This is a genomic window from Janthinobacterium agaricidamnosum (assembly GCF_003667705.1).
In the GTDB taxonomy this organism is placed as follows: Bacteria; Pseudomonadota; Gammaproteobacteria; order Burkholderiales; family Burkholderiaceae_D; genus Janthinobacterium.
Genome location: NZ_CP033019.1, coordinates 6,200,987 through 6,220,279, shown reverse-complemented (window position 1 = coordinate 6,220,279; position 19,293 = coordinate 6,200,987). Strand labels below are relative to the sequence as shown.

At 63.8% G+C, this 19,293-nt stretch carries 23 protein-coding genes; 6 read left to right on the top strand and 17 right to left on the bottom strand.

Annotation, left to right across the window (positions count from 1 at the left end):
- Positions 1-7: 7 nt before the first annotated feature.
- The 13 genes from gspD to gpmA form a co-directional block, all read right to left on the bottom strand.
- Positions 8-2,233, bottom strand: a complete 2,226-nt coding sequence (gene gspD / locus D9M09_RS28115; protein ID WP_121670876.1) for a type II secretion system secretin GspD — start codon at positions 2,231-2,233, stop codon at positions 8-10.
- Positions 2,230-3,006 carry a type II secretion system protein N gene (locus tag D9M09_RS28110; protein WP_121670875.1) on the bottom strand — a complete coding sequence of 259 codons (777 nt, stop codon included), beginning with the start codon at positions 3,004-3,006 and terminating at the stop codon, positions 2,230-2,232. The genes gspD and D9M09_RS28110 overlap by 4 nt, the downstream gene beginning before the upstream one ends.
- Positions 3,003-3,551 carry a type II secretion system protein GspM gene (gene gspM, locus D9M09_RS28105; RefSeq protein ID WP_121670874.1) on the bottom strand — a complete coding sequence of 183 codons (549 nt, stop codon included), beginning with the start codon at positions 3,549-3,551 and terminating at the stop codon, positions 3,003-3,005. The genes D9M09_RS28110 and gspM overlap by 4 nt, the downstream gene beginning before the upstream one ends.
- The gene (gspL, locus tag D9M09_RS28100; protein ID WP_121670873.1) at positions 3,548-4,783 is read right to left on the bottom strand and encodes a type II secretion system protein GspL; all 1,236 of its coding nucleotides are present in this window, start codon (positions 4,781-4,783) and stop codon (positions 3,548-3,550) included. Before gspL ends, gspM begins: the two co-directional genes overlap by 4 nt.
- A gap of 19 nt (positions 4,784-4,802) precedes the next feature.
- Positions 4,803-5,777, bottom strand: coding sequence for a type II secretion system minor pseudopilin GspK (gene gspK / locus D9M09_RS28095; RefSeq protein ID WP_121670872.1), 975 nt, complete (start codon positions 5,775-5,777; stop codon positions 4,803-4,805).
- A complete protein-coding gene (locus tag D9M09_RS28090; protein WP_070220880.1) occupies positions 5,774-6,397 on the bottom strand; it encodes a PulJ/GspJ family protein in 624 nt (207 codons plus the stop codon). The genes gspK and D9M09_RS28090 overlap by 4 nt, the downstream gene beginning before the upstream one ends.
- Entirely contained in the window at positions 6,397-6,774 is a 378-nt protein-coding gene (gene gspI / locus D9M09_RS28085; RefSeq protein WP_070220883.1) for a type II secretion system minor pseudopilin GspI, read from the bottom strand. Before gspI ends, D9M09_RS28090 begins: the two co-directional genes overlap by 1 nt.
- A complete protein-coding gene (locus D9M09_RS28080; RefSeq protein ID WP_051991350.1) occupies positions 6,774-7,268 on the bottom strand; it encodes a GspH/FimT family pseudopilin in 495 nt (164 codons plus the stop codon). The genes gspI and D9M09_RS28080 overlap by 1 nt, the downstream gene beginning before the upstream one ends.
- 12 nt (positions 7,269-7,280) lie before the next feature.
- Positions 7,281-7,733, bottom strand: a complete 453-nt coding sequence (gene gspG, locus D9M09_RS28075; protein WP_070220887.1) for a type II secretion system major pseudopilin GspG — start codon at positions 7,731-7,733, stop codon at positions 7,281-7,283.
- 93 nt (positions 7,734-7,826) lie between these two features.
- Complete coding sequence (locus tag D9M09_RS28070; protein WP_121670871.1) at positions 7,827-8,588, bottom strand: HesA/MoeB/ThiF family protein; 762 nt, start codon at positions 8,586-8,588, stop codon at positions 7,827-7,829.
- Between the two features lie 8 nt (positions 8,589-8,596).
- Positions 8,597-10,090 carry a S41 family peptidase gene (locus D9M09_RS28065; RefSeq protein WP_121670870.1) on the bottom strand — a complete coding sequence of 498 codons (1,494 nt, stop codon included), beginning with the start codon at positions 10,088-10,090 and terminating at the stop codon, positions 8,597-8,599.
- A gap of 47 nt (positions 10,091-10,137) precedes the next feature.
- Positions 10,138-11,601 carry a murein hydrolase activator EnvC family protein gene (locus D9M09_RS28060; protein WP_121670869.1) on the bottom strand — a complete coding sequence of 488 codons (1,464 nt, stop codon included), beginning with the start codon at positions 11,599-11,601 and terminating at the stop codon, positions 10,138-10,140.
- A gap of 76 nt (positions 11,602-11,677) precedes the next feature.
- Positions 11,678-12,424, bottom strand: a complete 747-nt coding sequence (gene gpmA / locus D9M09_RS28055; RefSeq protein WP_070313039.1) for a 2,3-diphosphoglycerate-dependent phosphoglycerate mutase — start codon at positions 12,422-12,424, stop codon at positions 11,678-11,680.
- 106 nt (positions 12,425-12,530) lie between these two features.
- On the opposite strand from gpmA, the gene D9M09_RS28050 reads away from it, so the two are divergent.
- The 5 genes from D9M09_RS28050 (at position 12,531) to D9M09_RS28030 (ending at position 15,528) form a co-directional block, all read left to right on the top strand.
- Positions 12,531-12,947 carry a rhodanese-like domain-containing protein gene (locus D9M09_RS28050; RefSeq protein ID WP_046681994.1) on the top strand — a complete coding sequence of 139 codons (417 nt, stop codon included), beginning with the start codon at positions 12,531-12,533 and terminating at the stop codon, positions 12,945-12,947.
- Positions 12,948-12,974: 27 nt separating this feature from the next.
- Positions 12,975-13,241 (top strand): glutaredoxin 3, encoded by a 267-nt coding sequence (grxC, locus tag D9M09_RS28045; protein ID WP_070220900.1) that lies wholly within the window; start codon positions 12,975-12,977, stop codon positions 13,239-13,241.
- Between the two features lie 160 nt (positions 13,242-13,401).
- On the top strand, positions 13,402-13,875 hold the full coding sequence (gene secB / locus D9M09_RS28040; protein ID WP_010394167.1) for a protein-export chaperone SecB: 474 nt from the start codon (positions 13,402-13,404) through the stop codon (positions 13,873-13,875).
- A gap of 82 nt (positions 13,876-13,957) precedes the next feature.
- Positions 13,958-14,419: an SH3 domain-containing protein gene (locus D9M09_RS28035; RefSeq protein WP_070223762.1), complete on the top strand. Its 462-nt coding sequence runs from the start codon at positions 13,958-13,960 to the stop codon at positions 14,417-14,419.
- 68 nt (positions 14,420-14,487) lie between these two features.
- Positions 14,488-15,528: an NAD(P)H-dependent glycerol-3-phosphate dehydrogenase gene (locus D9M09_RS28030; RefSeq protein WP_121670868.1), complete on the top strand. Its 1,041-nt coding sequence runs from the start codon at positions 14,488-14,490 to the stop codon at positions 15,526-15,528.
- An 18-nt stretch (positions 15,529-15,546) separates the two neighbouring features.
- On the opposite strand, the gene D9M09_RS28025 is transcribed toward D9M09_RS28030, so the two are convergent.
- From D9M09_RS28025 to mscL, 4 genes are read right to left on the bottom strand one after another with little or no spacing between them, the layout of a single operon-like run.
- The gene (locus D9M09_RS28025) at positions 15,547-15,891 is read right to left on the bottom strand and encodes a cupin domain-containing protein (RefSeq protein ID WP_227742087.1); all 345 of its coding nucleotides are present in this window, start codon (positions 15,889-15,891) and stop codon (positions 15,547-15,549) included.
- 15 nt (positions 15,892-15,906) lie between these two features.
- On the bottom strand, positions 15,907-16,599 hold the full coding sequence (locus D9M09_RS28020) for a DUF2461 domain-containing protein (protein WP_070289472.1): 693 nt from the start codon (positions 16,597-16,599) through the stop codon (positions 15,907-15,909).
- Between the two features lie 21 nt (positions 16,600-16,620).
- Complete coding sequence (locus D9M09_RS28015; protein WP_099408048.1) at positions 16,621-17,781, bottom strand: Do family serine endopeptidase; 1,161 nt, start codon at positions 17,779-17,781, stop codon at positions 16,621-16,623.
- A gap of 41 nt (positions 17,782-17,822) precedes the next feature.
- A complete protein-coding gene (gene mscL / locus D9M09_RS28010; protein ID WP_070223752.1) occupies positions 17,823-18,272 on the bottom strand; it encodes a large conductance mechanosensitive channel protein MscL in 450 nt (149 codons plus the stop codon).
- Positions 18,273-18,684: 412 nt separating this feature from the next.
- On the opposite strand from mscL, the gene petA reads away from it, so the two are divergent.
- Positions 18,685-19,293 (top strand): ubiquinol-cytochrome c reductase iron-sulfur subunit, encoded by a 609-nt coding sequence (petA, locus tag D9M09_RS28005; RefSeq protein WP_070313043.1) that lies wholly within the window; start codon positions 18,685-18,687, stop codon positions 19,291-19,293.

Below are 19,293 nucleotides of genomic sequence, written 5' to 3'. Positions count from 1 at the left end.
TGCCCCATCACTTCTGCTGCTGTTGCTGATACTGCTGCAGCAGCGGCGGCGTAGCGGCATTGGCCGGCGCGCCTGGCGGCGGCGTCGGTGCCGGCGGCACGGGGCGCGTCACCATGTTGCCGCCCACGGGCTGGCCATCCTGCAGGGCCGGCAGCACAGGCGTACCGAGGTCTTTCAGCATCAGGTTGCCCGTGGCCGGCACGGCGGCCGTCTCGGCCGAGCGCATGTAATCGTAGCGGTCGGCCGCCAGGCTGCCGCTCTGCTCCTTGTTGCGCACGATGACGGGGCGCAGGAAGATCATCAGATTGGTTTTCTTGCGCTCGCGCGTCTGGTACTTGAACAGGTTGCCCAGCACGGGAATATCGCCCAGGCCGCGCACCTTCTCGGCATTGTCGCCCGTGCTGTCCTCGATCAGGCCGCCGAGCACGATGATCTGGCCATCGTCGGCCAGCACATTGTTTTCGATCACGCGGTTGTTGATGGTGATGCCGCTGACGGCCGACGCCGTGGATTTGTCCACGCTCGACGTCTCGTGATAGATGCCCAGCTTGATCGTGCCGCCTTCGGAAATCTGCGGACGCACCTTCAGGGTCAGGCCCACTTCCTTGCGGTCGATGGTCTGGAACGGATTCGTGTTGGTGCCGGCCGTGCTCGTGTACTGGCCCGTCAGGATAGGCACGTTCTGGCCCACCTTGATGGTCGCCAGCTCGTTGTCCAGGGTGATCAGGTTCGGCGTCGACAGGATATTGGCGTTGCCGTCCGATTCCAGCGCATGCGCCACGGCGCCCAGGCCCAGCGCGCCGTTGATCTGCTTGAAGATGCCCAGGGTCAGGCCGCCCGTCGGCAAGACCTTGCCGCCGCCCGTGGCGATGGCGCCGATGTTGTTGGTGGTGCCCGAAGCGAACGACTGCAGCGCGCCCACGCGGTAGTTGCTGGTGCTGTCGCCGGAAAGCCCCAGCCACTGCACGCCGAATTCGGACGCCTTGGCCGACGTCACTTCGACGATCAGCGCCTCGATGTAGACCTGGGCGCGGCGCACGTCGAGCTGGTCGATCACGGCGCGCAGGTTGCGGTAGACGGCTTCGTTGCAGGTCAGGATCAGGGTATTCGTCGATGCATCGGCCTGGATGAAACCGGCCGCCCCGCCCGACGACAGCTGCTGCGGCCCGTTGCTCAGCGATGCGCCGCCCGTGGTGCCGCTTTGCGTATTGCCGCCCAGGCCAGTGCTGTTCATGCCGCTGTTGTTCTGGCTGATCTGGTTATTCGTATTCTGGTTGCCGACGCCCTGCTGCGCCGTGGCGGCCGTGCCGTCCGACGTCACCACCGAGCGCAGGGTCTGCGCCAGCTTGGTGGCGTCCGCATTTTTCAGGTACACCACGTGCACATTGCCCAGCTGCGTGGTGGGCTGGTCCAGCTTCGAGATCAGCGACTTGGCCAGGTTGGCGCGCGCCGCCGACGGCGCGCGCAGCACCAGCGAATTGGTGCGCGGGTCGGCCAGCACGGAGACCTTGCCCGCGTCTGCCCCTGCGGCGGCGCCCGCATTTCCGCCTTCCATCAGTTTGTTCACCATCGAGGCCAGGTCGGATGCGATGGCATAGCGCACGGGGATCACGTCCAGGTCCGTCGAGGCGGGCACGTCGAGCGCGGCGATGATCTTCGCCAGGCGCTTGAGGTTATCGGCGTAATCGGTGATCACCAGCGAGTTGTTGCCCGGGTTGGCGTTGATCGTGTTGTTCGGCGAAATCAGGGGGCGCAGCACGGCCAGCAGGTTGGCCGACGATTCGTAGTTCAGGTAAAACACCTGGGTAGCGATCTGGTCGCCCTTCACCTGGCTGCTGCTGTTGCCCACCTGGGTCGGCACCGATTGCAGCTTGGCGTCCGCTTCCGGCACCACCTTCGCATAGCCGTCGCCGGAGACCACCGCGTAGCCCTGCAGGCGCAGCGCGGAAGCCAGCAGCCCGAAGGCCTGCGACTTGCTGATCGATTTTTCCGACACCAGGGTGATCGTGCCCTTGACGCGCGGGTCGATGACGAAATTGATGTTGGTGTAATGGCCCACCGCCTTGATCACCGATTCGATGTCGGCGCCGACGAAATTGAGCGCCGCCTCATCGCCGGGCGCGGCCCAGACGGGCGCCGGCATGCCGGCCACGGAACAGCACAGCAAGGCGGCGGCCGACAGGCGGCGCAGCGAGAAGGAGGAGGTAATTGGGCTCACGGATGGTTTTTTCATTGTCTGAACTCTAAGGCGATGATGTTTTTTTCGCTATTGCTACGGCGCTGTCCCAGCAAATTCAACAAACTCGCCAAGGTCTCTTCATATCCTGCTGCGGCCTGGGCCTGGCCGGAAAACTGCATGCGCCCCTGTTGCAGGCTGCCGCTGCCGTCAAGCAGCAGCGGTCCCTTGATGGAGCGCAGTGTCAACGTCGCCTGCTGCCCCTGCCAATCGAAATCGAGCTCGTAGCTGCCCAGCGGACGCAAGGACGACAGGCGCGAGGCCATGTCCGTCATCTGCAGGGTGGTGCGGCCGACGGCGGAAAACTGCCGCTGCTCAAGGGCCAGCTGCAAGGTGCTCCACGACAGGCGCATGCTGCCCATCGGCGCCACGGTATTTAACGGTGCTCCGAGACCGCCGAGGCCGTCGGCCGGCAACAGCAGGGCCGCCGGGCTGACTTGCCAGTGCGACCACGAGCCGCGCAGGTTCACCGGCTGCGACAGCGCCTGCGGGTTCTGCAGTTCCACGTCCGCCGATCCCCACAGCACCGAGGGAGAAATGCGCCAGCTGAAACGCCCCGGCAGCAGGGGCGTCACGGCGCCGTTCGCACTGGCCGCCCCGCCGATAAAGGCCGAGCCGCGCCACAGGGTACCTTGCGCGTCGCCCAAGGTCAAACGTCCGCCCGTCTGCTTTTCCACGATGCCAGCGACCCAGCTGGCCGGGAAAAACACCAGCAGGGTGACGCAGACGCTGACGATGATGGCCAGCAGCCAGCCAAGCAGGCGCATCATCGTGCCGCGCCCGGGCTCTGGTGCAGGGTCAGGCTGGCGTCGACCAGGCCCGCCACCGCCTTGTCCTGCACCGTCTGCGCCGTGATCTTCGCTTCCTGCACGGCGACGCGGCCTTCGCGGCGCAAGCCGTCCAGCCACAGCATGACGCTGGCGAACGGCACGCCGTTCAACTGCACGCGCGCATACTCTCCCGTCAGCGACAGCGATTGCGGCGCCAGGCCGCGCGCCTTGAGCGAGGCGTCGAGGCTGTCGCGGCTCATGGGTGCCACCTGCACGGGCGCCTGGCGCGCCAGCTCGCCCGCTTCACGGGCCAGCGCCTGCAGCTGGGCCGCGTTCTGGCGCAGCTCGGGCAAGCTCTTTTGCAAGGCGATGCGGCCCGTCCAGGCCGGCTCGAAAAACACGGCGTAGACGAGGGCCAGGCCCGCCACTACGCCGCCGATGCTCAAGAGCTTGCGCTCCTGCTGCGTGCGCTCGGCCCAGAAGGCCTGCACGGCCTGCTGCCGCCCCATCCACGCGGCGCGCGCCTTGTTCACTGCTGCACTCATGCTTTTGCTCCCGTGACCGGCGTGATCTTCCACACGCCAGGCGCCGTTTCATTCAAGGCCAGCTTGCGCGCGGCCAGGCCGTCGCGCACCTGCGCCTGGGCGCTGGCGTCGACCATGTCCGGCTTCAGCTTGACGATCAGGCTGCGCTCGCGGTATTCCAGCGAGGCCACCACGCCGCGTCCGGCCAGGCCGCCCAGCGCCTCGCCCAGGGCCGCGCTCATGCTGGTGAAGTCATCCATGCTGGCCTGCCCGCTTTGCAGGCGTGCGGCGGCGATATTGCGCCGCATCTGCTCCGCTTCCAGCCCATACACGGGCGCTTCGTTCGGATACGCGGCCTTGAAGGTTTGCTGCATCGAGGTGCGCACGGTGGCGGCCTCGCGCTTCAAACGCATCCATTCGATATTCATGCCGGCCAGGTTGACGACCACGGCCAGCAGCGCCAGACGGATGGGCCAGCGCCAGCGCCAGCGGCGCCACTCGGTGGCCGATCCCGTCGCCGTGCCCAAGGCAGGAGCCAGGTCCAGCCCCACGCCCCTGGCGCCGGCGATCCAGTGCGCCCAGTGGTCGGATTCCACCGTCACGCCATCCATGCCGGCGGCCAGCTGTTGATACTGCGCCAGCTCGGCCTGCGCCACGTAGACCGTCAGGGGTACGTCGCCGGCAAACGCGCGCGTCGTCAGCAGCGCCTGCTGCGGCTGGGCCGGCAAGACCAGGCCCAGCCCCTCTTGCGGCGCCTGGCGCAAGGCCAGTTCCAGACCGTCGCCGCTGGCCTGCAGGGCGGCCGTCACGCTACCCGGCTGCAAGGGCAGGCACAGCTGCGACGGCAGCAGCGCCACCTTGCGCGCGCCCTGCGCCAGCAAGGCTTTCACGAGTACCTCGGCCCAGGCGCGCTGCGCCACGGCCACCGTGCGCATACCGGACGCGTCGGGGGCGCCGGCGGCCAGCAGGCAATCCTGGGCGTCGCCGAGGATGTGTTCTTCCACCAGTCCCGGCAAGGCCGCGCGCAAACGGGCGCCGGCCAGCGGCGGGGTTTTCAGGCGCAGCAGGGTCACGTCGGCCGCCGCCAGCAGCAGCACCACCTGCTTCGCGCCGGCGATCAGCTGGCCCAGGCTGCCCAGCGGCGCGCTGCCCTGCTGCAGCAAGGCGCCGCCATCGCCAGCCAGCACGAAGGAGCAGGCGGGCGCGCTGTCGGTGGACGCCTTGGCCGGGTGACGGATATAGAATATTGTCAAAGTGACTCGCTTTCAGCTGTTAATTTTCCCGCAGCCAGACCAGGCTGGTGGTGCGTTGCGGATCCGTTTTTCGATTGACGAGCGCCACGGCATCGAGGGCGGCACGGTCCAGCCGCACGCGGATGACGGTAAGGAAGTAGCGGCTCTTCACGTCAAGCTCGACGCCTTCAATCAGTGCAGCATTAATATTATTCTGGAAATTTGCTTTATCGACAAACTTTTTACGCGGATTGCTCAAGGTCAGGGCACTGGCCTCGGACAAGGACATCATCGTCACGGCCGCCAGCACCTCGGCCGGCGCCGTATTCACGTTCACGGGCGTGAGCTCCGGCAGGACGATGACGAAGTCGCGCAGCTTCTCGATGGCCTGCGGCGTATAGCCGGGCACGGCCAGCAAATCCTCGACCTGCGTGAACGCCACCGGTTCGCTGCCGCCGCCCGTGGCCGGCTTGGCGGCGGGCGTCTTGCCGTCGGCGCCGCTGTCGGCGGTGCGTGGTTTCGGCCGCGCGCGCAGCACGGCATCTGCCGTCGCCTGCGCCAGGGAACTATCGAGCTGCAAGTTAGCCAGCAAGCGCTGGTACGCCTGCACGTTGGGCTGGCTGACGATGCCCGTCGCGGTGGCCAGGTTGGTGATATTGAAACGCGCCTGCGCATCGAGCGCGCGGCCCGAGACGGTGGCGTCGAATTTTTCCGTGTCGACCTTTTCGCGGTCCACGTAATCGTCGAGCCGCGCTTCCTCGATGGGCGTGGCCCACACGCCGTCAAGGGCCGTCAGCATGGGATTGTCCTGGCGCAGCCAGAAGCGGGCGAAGTCGACCATGCCGCGCATGGCCCACTGCGTCTGCAGGCGCAGGCGCTGGTTTTCCATCGAGCGCACCTGCACCTGCTGCTGCCAGAACAGGCTGGCGACGACGGTAATGGCCAGCGCCGTCAGCAGCAGAGCCGTGATGACGGCCACGCCGCGCTGGCGCACGGGGCGAATAAACGGCTTCATCCCGGTCCCAATAAAAAGACTTTGGACAGGCCCGCATCCTGGCCCGGCATCTGCAAGGTCACTTCCAGGCCCGGCACTTGCGTGGAGATGGTGGCGCCCGCCGTCAGTACGTTCCAGGCGCCGTTGTTCCAGCCGCGCATGACCATGCTGTCGACGCCGCGCATCAGGGTCACGTCGGCGCTGGAGGTATCGGTATCGTCGCGCGCCGCCTGCCACAGGGTGTCGAGCACGGCCAGGTCGCGCGTGCCGTTCGACTCGCGCCGCGTCAGCACGCCGCCGCGCAGGCGGTAAGTGACCACTTGCAACTGCTGCGGCTCCTGCTCCGACGCGGCCAGGCGCACCAGGGTCAGGCGGTCGGTCTCGGCTGTCAGGTTGGTGCGGCCATTCAGCAGATTGTTGTTCTGGCCGGCGCCGGCCAGGTGGTCGCAATCGCTCTGCATCTGGGCAAACGCCAGCTGCATGCCGCGCGCCTGCTCGAGCTGGCTGGTCAGCACTTCGCGCGAACGCATGATGCTGTCCAGGCCGCGCCAGCCCAGCACGGCGACCATGGCCAGGATGCCGATCGCCACGAGCAGCTCGATCAGCGTGAAACCACCAGCAGGGACGGGGCGGCGCGCCATCAGTCGTTAAAGGAAAGCAAGACCAGGCGCACGATGCGCCGGGCCGGGTATTGCACGTCATATACGTTCACGCGCACCTGGCGGATGCGGGGATTCGGCGTGGCCACCACTTCTTCCTCGCAGATGAGTTTTAAGTCGCCCTGCGGGCAGTCGACCGTGCGCTTGCCCGTCTGCGGGAATGTCTTCGCCAGGCGCAAGCGCACCAGGTGGTTTTCCGCCGACCAGGTGGCCATCATGGCGCTGCGCAAGCCGTCGCTGTTCTGCGTCAGGCTGCCGACGGCGCGCAGCGAGGCGCCCAGGGCCGTGCCGACGATGACGAGGGCGACCAGTACTTCCAGCAAGGTGAAGCCGCGCTGGCGGCGAAACGCGCGCCGCATCATTGCTCGACCGTGAAGTGGCCGATACCGTCGGCGCGGATGGCCACGCTGCGCTCGCCGCTGGCCAGGGTCAGCACGAAAGGCTTGTCGACCGGTTCACGGCCGAAGATGATGCGCAGCGGCTGGGCCACGCTGCTCGACGGCTGCACGCTGAGCAGCATGGGGGTATTCGCAAACGCGCGCTCGCGCAGCAAATCGTCCTGCGTCACGGGTTGCCACAGCTTTTCATTGAGGACCAGGAAACGGTATTGATTCTCGTCCGCCTCGAACGCCACCTGCCGGCTGCGCACGATGGCTTCATCGCGCGCCAGCTGCAGCAGCAGGGCGATGCGCTCGGCTTCCTTTTGCAGCGCCTGCTGGCCGTTCGGCATCGCATTCAGCGACACCAGGCCCAGGGTGACGCCGATGATGACCATCACCACCAGCAGCTCGATCAGCGTGAAGCCGCTGGCGCGTGGCCGGGGCAGTGCGCGACCGGTGGTCATGGCAGGCATGCAATGGAAAACTTACAGTTCCCAGGAACCGATATCGGCATCGTCCCCGCTACCGCCAGGCTGGCCGTCGGCGCCCAGCGAGATCAGGTCAACTTCGCCCTTCACGCCCGGCGACAGGTACTGGTAAGGATTGCCCCATGGATCTTTCGGCATCTTTTCCAGATAGCCGCCCGCTTTCCAGCCATTCGCGGCCGGTCCCGTGGTCGGTTTTTCGATCAGCGCCTGCAAGCCCTGCTCGGTGGTCGGGTAGCGCTGGTTATCCAGGCGATACAGTTTCAAGGCTTGCATCACGGTGGCGATGTCGACTTTCGCCGCCGCCACTTTCGACTCGCCCGTGCGGGCGATCAGCTTGGGCACCACCAGCGAGGCAAGGATGCCCATGATCACCACCACGACCATGATTTCGATCAAAGTGAAGCCGCGCGCGCGGCGCTGGCGTATCGGATGGTTTGCTGCGTTTTGCATATGAAAGAGAGAAGAAGGTGAGTAATGAGAGCAGAGTATAAAGCGGAAATATGACAAAGCCTGTCATATGGGGAAAAATTTGTGCGGCGGCCGTCAGGCGGGCAAGACCACTTCACCGCAAACGGCGCAGCCGGGGTCGCGCGCGACGCGCATGCTGCTCCATTCCATGTGCAAGCCGTCGAGCAGCAGCAGGCGCCCGGCCAAGGATGCACCCACGCCCATGATCAGTTTCAAGGCCTCGGCCGCCTGCATGGCGCCCACCACGCCCACCAGCGGCGCGAACACGCCCATGGTCGAGCACGCCTCGTCCGTGAACTGCTGCTCCTGCGGAAACAGGCAGGAATAACAGGGTTGCGTGCCCGTGCGCGGGTCGAACACGCTCACTTGCCCGTCGAAACGGATCACGGCGCCCGATACCAGCGGCACCCCAGCCGCCACGCAGGCGCGGTTGACGGCGTGGCGCGTGGCGAAGTTGTCGGTGCAGTCGAGCACCACCGTGCTTGAGCAGACCAGTTCGGCCAGGCGCGCGCCGTCGAGGCGCTCCTGCAAGGCGATGATGGCTATCTCGGGGTTGATGCCGGTCAAGGTTTCGCGCGCCGACAGCACTTTCGGCTGGCCCACGCGGGCCGTCGTGTGGGCGATCTGGCGCTGCAGATTGGTCAGATCGACCGTATCGTCATCGACCAGGGTCAGCTTGCCGACGCCGCTGGCGGCCAGGTACATGGCCGCGGGCGAACCGAGCCCGCCCGCGCCGATCACCAGCACATGCGCATCGAGCAAGGCTTGCTGGCCTTCGATGCCGATCTCGTCTAACAGGATGTGGCGCGAATAGCGCAGCAGTTGGGCGTCGTTCATGGCGGCGACTACGGTTTGCGCACGGGAATCTTCTTGTCATCGGCCTTGATGTCGGAAGCGATTTCCGGCTTGGCGCCGATCTTCTCCACCTTCGGGTCCACCTTGGCCAGTTGCACCGGCAAGCCCTGGAAGTGGTTCAAGGCTTGTTGCAGCTGGAAATCGTCCTTGGCGCCGTATTCGAGCGGCTTGCGCTTTTTCGCCGTGGCGATCAGGCGCTGCTCTTCTTCCAATTGATCCTGCATGCCTTCCATGGTCGGCTTGGCCGCTTCCGGCTTGCCGTCGTCGCTGCTCAAGTGTTTTTCCAGGTCCGCCTCGCGCACGCGCAGGCTGTTCCAGCCGTCGCCCTCGGCCGTTTCATCGACCAGCAGGTCGGGCACGATGCCGCGCGCCTGGATGGCCCGGCCTTTCGGCGTGTAGTAGCGGGCCGTCGTCAGCTTGACGGCCGTGTCGGCCGTGATCTGGCGCAAGGTTTGCACGGAACCCTTGCCGAACGTCTGCGTGCCGATGACGGTGGCGCGCTGGTAATCCTGCAAGGCGCCGGCGACGATTTCCGAGGCGGAAGCGGAGCCCGCATTGACCAGCACCACCAGCGGCACGGTTTTCAGCGCAGCGGGCAGCTTGGCCAGCGGGTCGGCCTTGGCGCCCGGCGGCGCATAAAATTCGCGGCGGCCATAAAACACCTGTTTCGATTCCGGCAACTGGCCCTTGGTGGACACGATCACGGAATTCCCCGGAAGAAATGCCGTCGCCACGCCGATCGCCCCCGGCACGACGCCGCCGGGATCATTGCGCAAGTCCAGCACCAGGCCCTTGAGCTTGGGGTCTTGCGCATACAGCGCGTTGATCTTTTTGACCATGTCATCGACGGTCGGTTCCTGGAACTGGGCGATGCGCAGCCAGGCATAGCCGGGCGCGACCATCTTGGCCTTCACGCTTTGCACGCGGATTTCCTCGCGCACGATGGGGAAGACCAGCGGCTTGCTTTCGCCCTTGCGCGACATCGTCAGCACCAGCTTGCTGCCCGGCTGGCCGCGCATCTTCTTGATGACTTCTTCCAGCTGCATGCCCTTCAGCGGCAGATTGTCGAGACGGGTGATGAAATCGCCCGCCAGGATGCCGGCCTTGGCGGCGGGGCTGTCTTCGATGGGCGAGACGACTTTCACATAGCCGTCTTCCATGCTCACTTCGATGCCGATGCCGACAAACTTGCCCTGCACGCTTTCGCGCATTTCCTTGAAGGCATTTTTATCGAGGTAGACGGAATGCGGGTCCAGCGAGGACACCATGCCGGAAATGGCTTCCGTCAAGAGTTTCTTGTCTTCCACCTTCTCGACGTAATCGGTCTTGATCAGGCCGAAGACGTCGGACAGCTGGCGCAGCTCGTCGAGCGGCAGCGGGGCATTCGTGATTTTCTGCGCCACGGCCGGGAACTGCAGCGACATGCCGATGCCGGCCAGTACGCCCAGACCGATCAGGCCGATACTTTTGACTTTGATACCCATGTATTCTTCGCAATCTACAATTTTGCTGCCGCAGCAATGGTGGGAACTTAAAACTTCACCCAGGTGGCGGGGTCGAAGGCGCGGCCCTGATGACGCAATTCAAAGTATAGCCCTGATTCCTCGTTGCCGCCGCTGTTGCCCGCGCTGGCAATGGCGTCGCCGCCCTTGACGGCATCGCCCACGCGTTTCAGCAAGGATTGGTTATTGCCATAAATACTCATGTACTGGCCGCCATGGTCGACGATGATCAAATTGCCGAAACCGCGCAGCCAGTCGGAAAACACGACGCGGCCGCCGGCGATGGCGTGGATCTCGCTGCCTTCGCCCGTGCGGATGAACACGCCCTTCCAGCTGGGGCCGTCACCACGCTTGCTGCCGAAGCGGGCGGCGATCTTGCCCGCCACGGGCGCGCGCAGCTGCCCTTTCATGCTGGCAAAGGCGCCGGCCGGCGCGGCCGGGCCCAGGCTTGGGCGTTCCGGCTCCGGTTCCGGCTTCGGCTCGGGCTTGGGTGCCACCTTGGCCACTTGCGGCGGCTCGTCGTCATCGATCGGTTCGAGCTTCACGGGCGGCGCTGGCGGCGTCTGCGGCTTGATCTTGCCCGATTTGTTTTGTTGCTCTTTCGCAATGCGTTCGCGTTCGGCCTGCGCCTGGGCGGCCTTGGCGCGCGCGGCCAACAGGCGTTCGCGTTTTTCCGCGGCAATCTTGGCGTCGGCGGCCGCTTTCGCGGCGGCGCGCTGCTCGGCCAGCAATTGCTGGCGTTTCTTTTCGGCCGCGGCGGCCGCGGCCTGCTCTTCGATCAGTTTCGCCAGCTTGTCGACCAGGTTGCCCATGCGCTGTTCGTCGCGCTCGACATTGCCCACTTCCTTGCGCTGCGCCACCAGGCGCTGCGACAAGCTCGTCAGCAAGGCGGCACGGCGCGCCTTCTCCTGCACCAGCAAGGCCTTCTGGTCGCGCTCTTCCTGCGCGATTTCTTCCAGCTCATCCTTGGCGTTTTGCACGTCCGCCTGGTTTTTCTCCACGGCCAGCAAGTTGGCACGCAAGGCATCGAGCAGACGCGCCTGCGCCTGCGACACATACGCCATCAGTTGCAAGTCGCGGTTGATGCGGTTCGGGTTATCGCCCGACAAGAGCAGCTTGATGCGGTCTTCGTTGCCGGCGACATATTGTTCACGCAGCAACTTTGACAGCTGCGTCTTTTGTTTCTCGACGGTGGCCGTCAGCTGCTGGTGCTCCTGCCCCAGCGCCGTCAGCTTCACGCCCGTCTCGCTTTGTTCCTGCGCCAGGTCGCGCAAGGCGCGGTTGGCGTTGGAAATGGCCTCTTCCGACTCGGCCAGGGTATCGGCCGCGTCATCCTTGGCGCTTTCCGTGCGGCTGATGTCGCGCTTGAGCGCCGTCAGCTTTTGTTGCAATCCAGCACGTTGTGCTTCCGCGGCCGCTTTCTGCTTGCTGCGTTCGGTGGGCTTGGCACCCTGTGCGGCACCGCTCGAGAAGAGCAGCGCTGCGCACAGCATGGCGCCGGCGCGCCACGCCGGCAGGGGTCGTTCAGCAGAGGGGGCGATCGCTGTGCCGCGGAAGAAAGACAACAAGTTACTTGGCCTTCCCTTGGTTCGCCACGGCAGCTTGCGCTGCCGCAATCGCTGCCGGGTCGCCCAGGTAGTAATGACGGATCGGTTTCAGGTCGGCATCCAGTTCATACACGAGCGGCTGGCCGTTCGGGATGTTCAGGCCGACGATGTCGCTGTCGCTGATGCCATCGAGCATCTTGATCAGCGCGCGCAGGCTGTTGCCGTGGGCCGAAATGATGATTTTCTTGCCGGCGCGGATGGCCGGGGCGATTTCCTCATCCCAGGCCGGCATCACGCGCGCCACGGTGTCTTTCAGGCATTCGGTCAGCGGGATAGCCGCTTTCGGCAAGCCGGCATAGCGCGGGTCGTTGTACGAGGCACGGTCGTCGTTCGCTTCCAGCGGCGGCGGCGGCGTGTCGTAGCTGCGGCGCCACACCAGTACTTGCTCGTCGCCATACTTGGCAGCTGTCTCGCCCTTGTCCAGGCCTTGCAGGGCGCCGTAGTGACGCTCGTTCAAGCGCCAGTCGTTCTTGATCGGCAAATACATCATGTCCATCTCGTCGAGCGCCAGCCACAGGGTGCGGATGGCGCGCTTCAGGACGGAAGTGTAGGCCACGTCGAACGTAAAACCTTCCTGCTTGAGGATCTGGCCGGCGGCCTTGGCTTCGTTGACGCCCTTTTCCGTCAGATCGACGTCGGTCCAGCCGGTAAAGCGGTTATCGAGGTTCCAGGTGGACTCGCCGTGACGCATGAAAACGATTTTGTACATAGTTCTATCTTCTCAAGGGGTTCAAATCAAAAAAGCAAAACGTAAAAAGACCTCGTCCAGCTTCTATTTTATAATGCGCGGATTGACTTAAACCATTGGACCCTACGTGAAATTCATTATCGACCACATTTTTCTGTTTGCCATCGTCATTATTTCCGGCGGCGCCCTCCTCTGGCCACTGCTGTCGATGCGCGGCAAGCGCGCGACCGTGCTGGAAGTCACGCAACTGATCAACCGTGGCAAGACCATCATCGTCGACGTGCGCAGCGCGGAAGAATTCGCCACAGGCCACTTGCCTGACGCAAAAAATATTCCGCTGCCGGAACTGGCAAAACGCCTGGGCGAGCTGGAAAAATTCAAAACGCGCCCCATTGTAGTGGTTTGCCAGAAAGGTTCGCGTTCGGCAACCGCCGTCGGCCTGCTGGGCAAAGCCGGTTTCGCTGAGGCAACAAGCCTGGAAGGCGGCCTCGACGAATGGAAAAAGCAGGGTTTGCCATTGAAAACCCTGTCGCTGGCGAAGTAAGCCGGCATTTAACTAGAAGGAATCATCATGACCGTCCCCGTAATTGTGTATAGCACCGCCGTATGCCCGTATTGCGTGCGCGCCGAGCGCCTGTTGGAAGCCAAGGGCGTCGCCGTGCAAAAGATCCGCGTCGACCTCGACCCGGAAGAGCGCATCAAGATGATGGAACGCACGGGCCGCCGCACGGTGCCGCAAATCTATGTGGGCGACACCCACGTGGGCGGATTCGACGATTTGTATGCGCTTGATCAAGCTGGCAAGCTCGACCCCTTGTTAAATGGCACGGCAGCCTGATATAAAGCGGGTTCGAGAAATTGCTTGGTTTTTTGTCGTATTGTTTTGATACAATTGCCCTCGCACCTGATCTGGCCGCGCCTATCCGGCGCGGTTTGAATACCGCAAGCACCATATTTGAACGGTGTGCCGTTCTTGTCCTTTACAACGAAAGCGTTCCATGTCTGACGAAAACCTGCAACCAGTCTTCCAAATCCAACGCGTCTACCTGAAAGACATGTCGCTGGAACAACCAAATTCCCCAGCTATTTTCCTGGAACAAGAAGCGCCAGCGATCGAAGTAGCTCTGGACGTGGGCGCTGCACCTCTGGCCGACGGCATCTTCGAAGCCACCGTGACCATCACCGTCACCGCCAAAGTCGGCGATAAAGTCGCTTTCCTGGTCGAAGGCAAGCAAGCCGGTATCTTCGAAGCACGCAATATTCCTGCCGATCAACTCGATCCGCTGCTGGGAATCGGCTGCCCGAACATCATCTACCCTTACCTGCGCGCCAACATCGCCGACGTGATCACCCGTGCCGGCTTCCCGCCAGTGCACCTGGCCGAGATCAACTTCGAAGTGTTCTACCAACAACGTCTGCAAGCTATTGCTGACGCCGCTGCAGCAGCACCAGCAGCCAGCGAAACGCACTAAGCTCTTGCAAGACCCCGCCGGCCGTCAAGGCTGGCCTGACACGGCGGCCTGGCCGCCGTGTTTCGTTAAGGTTCAAAATATCATGTTGAAAAGTGCGCTCTTGAGCAAGTTCCGCTGGATGGCCGGCGCCGTACTGTTGCTGGCGACCGCCGCCAGCCACGCCGTCGATTTCAAAACGGTGGGCGCGACCCCCGTCATCCTGTACGACGCGCCGTCCTCAAAGGGCGGCAAGCTGTACGTGGCGCCGCGCGGCATGCCGCTGGAAGTCGTGCTCAGCTACGGCGACTGGGTCAAGGTGCGCGACGCCAGCGGCGAAATGGCCTGGACGGAAGCCAAGGGCTTGTCCGCCAAGCGCAACGTCGTGGCGCGCGCCGCGAACCTCAAGGTGCGCGCCAGCCCCGACGACACCGCCTCCGCCATCATCCTCGTCGACAAGGGCGTGCTGCTGGAAATGAGCGAGCAACCGAGCTCCGGCTGGGTCAAGGTGCGCCACAAGGATGGCCAGAGCGGCTACGTCAAGACCAGCGAAGTGTGGGGCCTGTAAGGCCCGCCCTGCGCACCGGGCGACCGGCCCGGGCGCCGCACCCGTTTCTTCCGCCCCACTGAGGTTGCATGCAAGTTTCTCCAGATACATCTCCCGCCGCCAAGGCCCTGCCCCGCAAGATCACCATCCTCGGCGCCGGCGCCTGGGGCACGGCCGTGGCCATGGCCCTGGCCGGCCGCCACGACGTGCTGCTGTGGGGCCGCAATGCCGAGGCCATGTCCGCCATGGCCGCCAGCGGCGAAAACAGCTATTTACCGGGCTTCCCTTTGCCGCCGCAGCTGCGCATCAGCGCCGATTTCGACGCCGCCGTCGCGCATGCCGGCGGCGAGCATGGCCTCCTGATCGCCGCCTGCCCCGTGGCGGGCTTGCGGCCCATGCTGCATCAGCTGAAAGACAAGGCCATCGGCAGCCTGGTGTGGCTATGCAAGGGGTTTGAAGGCGGCACGGGCTTGCTGCCGCACCAGATCGTGCAAGAAGTGCTGGGCGACACGGTCGCCGGCGGCGCCCTGTCCGGCCCCTCGTTCGCGCAGGAAGTGGCGCGCGGCCTGCCGTGCGCGCTGACCATCGCCTCGCACAGCGCCACCTTGCGCGGCGCCGTCGTCTCGGCCTTGCATGGCGGCACCATCCGCGTGTATGCGAGCGAAGACGTGGTAGGCGTGGAAGTGGGCGGCGCCGTCAAGAACGTGCTGGCGATTGCCACGGGCGTGGCCGACGGCCTGGGCCTGGGTTTGAATGCGCGCGCCGCGCTGATCACGCGTGGGCTGGCGGAAATCACGCGCCTGGGCACGGCCCTGGGTGGTCAGGCGGAAACGTTCATGGGCTTGACGGGCATGGGCGACTTGATTCTCACCTGCACGGGCGACCTGTCGCGCAACCGCCGGGTCGGCCTGGGCCTGGCGCAAGGCAAAGCCCTCGATACCATCGTGGCCGAACTCGGTCACGTGGCCGAAGGCGTGCCGTGCGCCAAGGCCGTGCGCGAACTGGCGCGCCGCATGGGCGTCGACATGCCGATCACGAATGCCGTGGCCGGCGTGCTGTTCGATGGCGATTTGCCGCACGTGATGGTGCAGCAGCTGCTGTCGCGCGATCCGCGCGCCGAGGCGGCCTGAGAATCAACCGGGCGGCGCCTAGCGGCCCGCCTTGTGCATGAGTATGGTGAGCAACAACAGACTGTCTTCGCGCGCTTCCAGCGCGTGCGCCTGGCCGCCGAGCAGGTACAGCATCTGCCCCGGCCCCAGCAGGTGCTCGCCGCCATGCGCCGTCACCGCCACCTGCCCTTGCAGGCACAGCAAGGTGATTTCACCGAGCACATGATGCTCGGGCATGGTCTTGCCCTTGGGCATGCACATGCGGATCAATTCCAGTTCATCCGTCCTGGCCAGCGCGATGGCGGAAAACTGCGACAGGTCGTCGCCATCCCTGCGCAGCACCTCGATCACCTGTCCTGAACTTGCGTGCTCCAGTGCCATCATGTGCTCCTTCGGCAATTACTCGGTGACTTCCTCCGGCTCTTTCGCGCCGCGCATCCACTCGACCAGCGGCCACGCATCCTTCAAGCCTTCCGCCAGGGTCGGCAGCAGTTTCTCGGGTTCATTGACGGGCAGCGGCACTTCGGTCCAGACAAAAAAGCTCTTCAGCTTGATGAATTCGATATGTTCGGCATCCGCCTCAAAGCCTTTGGGCGGGCGCTGCAGCTTGCCCTCGTTCTGGATGGTGCCGAAACGGGCCTTCAAGCGCTTATTTTTCAGCACTTTGGAAAAACCTGGCGCGTCGTTGACCATGTGTTCGCGCAGCGCCTTCAGGCGGCCCGGCGGCGGCATGTATTCACCGGCGCCGAACAGCAGGTTGCCCTGGCCGTCGATCTGCAGATAATACGTGGGCCCGCCCGCCTTGCTGGGACGGCGCATGTCGTTCGGCGCGATGGCGGCCGAAAAGCGCGTTTTATAGGGGCTCTTGTCGTGCGCGAAACGCACGTCGCGGTTGATGCGGAACAAGGCCTTCTTCGGATTGCAGTATTTCACGGCCGGATCGAACTTGCCCAGCTCGCCGATCAGCGACGTCACCAGCGCGAGGAATTCCTCGCGCAGGATGTCGTAGCGGGGCTTGTTCATGACAAACCAGGGACGGTTGTTGTTGTCGCTCAGTTCACGTAAAAATTGGGTCAAATCACGCACATGCATGTGTCAAATTCCGATCAGCAACTATTTGGAAAGCTCTTTCGGGATGGGACGCTTGCCCACCATCACGTCGAGTGCCGCTTCGCGATTCTTGCGCAGCACCGTCATTTTAGCTTTTTCGCCGGGCGGCAGTTGGGCGATCAGGTTGAGCATTTCCGTCGTGTCGCCCACGGGCTTGCCTTGCACCGTCAGCAGGATGTCGCCGGGCACGATGCCCGCCTTGTCGGCCGGGCCGTTGCGCACCACGCCGGCGATGATGGCGCCGCTCGACCGCTGCAGGTTGAAGCTTTGCGCCAGCTCGGGCGTGATGTCCTGCGTTTCCACGCCGATCCAGCCGCGCACCACGTGGCCATCCTTGATGATGGCTTCCATCACCGTCTTGGCCGTCGAGACGGGAATGGCGAAGCCGATGCCGACGGAACCGCCGCTTTGCGAGTAAATCGCCGTATTGATGCCGATCAGATTGCCGCGCGTATCGACCAGGGCGCCGCCCGAGTTGCCGAAGTTAATCGCCGCATCCGTCTGGATGAAGTTTTCAAAGCTGTTGATGTGCAGGTTGTTGCGGCCCAGGGCGGAGATAATGCCCATGGTCACCGTCTGGCCCACGCCGAACGGGTTGCCGATGGCCAGCACCACGTCGCCCACGCGCGCCAGTTCCGACTGGCCCAGCACGATGACGGGCAGCTTGTCGAGGTTGATCTTGATGACGGCCAGGTCCGTTTCCGGGTCCAGGCCCACCACCTTGGCGGGCGCCTTGCGGCCGTCGGTGAGCACCACTTCGATTTCGTCGGCGCCTTCGACCACGTGGTTGTTGGTCAGCACATAGCCTTCATGGCTGACGATGACGCCCGAGCCGAGGCTGTTTTTCAAGTCCTCGTCATCCTCGCCGTCCGGGTCGCGGTCGCCGAAGAAACGTTTAAAGAAGGGATCGCGCGCCAGCGGATGGGCGCCGCGCTTGGGCACTTGCAGGGTGAGGATGTTGACGACGGCGGGCATGGCGCGCGCCGCCGCGTCGCGGTAGGAACCGGGCGCCAGGCTGCTCGACGCCGTTTCCACCACGGGCACCGGCTTGGCGGGAGAACCAAGCTGCTGTACCCGGCTGGCCGGGCGCAGCGCGCCGTACACAAAGTACAGCGCCAACGCGATCGTCACGGTTTGCGCAAACAATAACCAGAATCGTCGCATACAGTTCTCTGCCCAGGTCAGCCGGCCGGTGCCGGAACGGCTTATTTTGCCAGATTGTTGCTGTTGCGTGCGTTCTGCTGCAGGGAGTCGCGGATTTCACGCAGCAGCACGATGTCTTCCGGCGTGGCCGGTGCCGGGGCCGGCGCGACCGGTTCGCTGCGGCGGGCCTTGTTCATCAGGCGCACCATCTGGAAGATGATAAAGGCCAGAATGATGAAGTTGAGCAAAATGGTGAGGAAGTTACCGTAGGCCAGCACGGCGCCCGCTTTTTTCGCCTCCACCAGGGTCATCGTCGTCGCCTGGCCATTCAGGGGCAGATAGTAATTGGCGAAATCGAGGCCGCCGAAAATACGGCCGATGGGCGGCATGATCACGTCTTGCACCAAGGAATCGACAATCTTGCCGAAGGCGCCGCCGATAATGACACCGACCGCCAGATCGACGACGTTGCCTTTCATTGCAAATTCTTTAAATTCCTTCATCATTGCCATGAATTTCTCCTTCGGATAGATATAAAAACATGCCGATCATACTATTGATTCCTGGGGATACCAACTTGTGGTTGCCGGCAGGACCAATTCGTGCACAGCCGCGCGCATCTAGTTCGAAAGAACTAGCCACCTCCTGCAAAAGTATATAAATTATGGTACAAGCAACGTTTTTGTTTTATTCGTTGTTTGCTTCACTTATAATTTGCGGTTGCCAGAAGTGGCTTTTTCACTTCCGGATAATCAACAAGAAACTGGCACGGGCTGCGCCATAGTCCGAAGTTCCGCAGGGATGTTGCCACTTTACCGTACAAAGATGCGGGTTGCGGCAATCAGTGGGATAGAGCTTCGGCGACGGGTTTTTCGCGGCTGCCACTCATAATAAAGATTCGCATTTTGACTGATTGGGGTTTGCATGAGTAACGAAAAGCAGGTCGATTCAGGCCGTCGCGGCTTGCTCGTCGCCACGTGCGCGGCGGGCAGTGTAGTTGGATTGGCAACCGCGGGAGCCTTGGTAAGCACCTTCCAGCCGTCGGAGCGCGCGAAAGCGGCTGGCGCGCCGGTCGAAGTAGACATCACCACCTTGCAACCCGGCGAAATGCGCACCGTCGAATGGCGCGGCAAGCCGGTCTGGATCCTCAAGCGCACGCCGGAAATGGTCGCGTCGCTGAAAAAGACCGACGGCAAAGTCGCCGACGCCAATTCCCAGCGCAACCCCGCCGAATTCACGCCGTCGTATTGCATGAACGAATGGCGCTCGATCAAGCCTGAAATTCTCGTCGCCGTCGGCATCTGCACCCATCTGGGCTGCTCCCCTTCCTCGAAATTTGCCCCCGGCCCGCAACCATCGCTGCCCGATGACTGGGAAGGCGGCTTCCTGTGCCCTTGCCACGGCTCCACCTTCGACATGGCAGGCCGCGTGTTCAAGAACAAGCCGGCGCCGGACAACCTGCAAGTGCCGCGCCATATGTACCTGAGCGACACCAAATTGCTGATAGGTAAAGACGAGAAAGGCGAGGCTTGA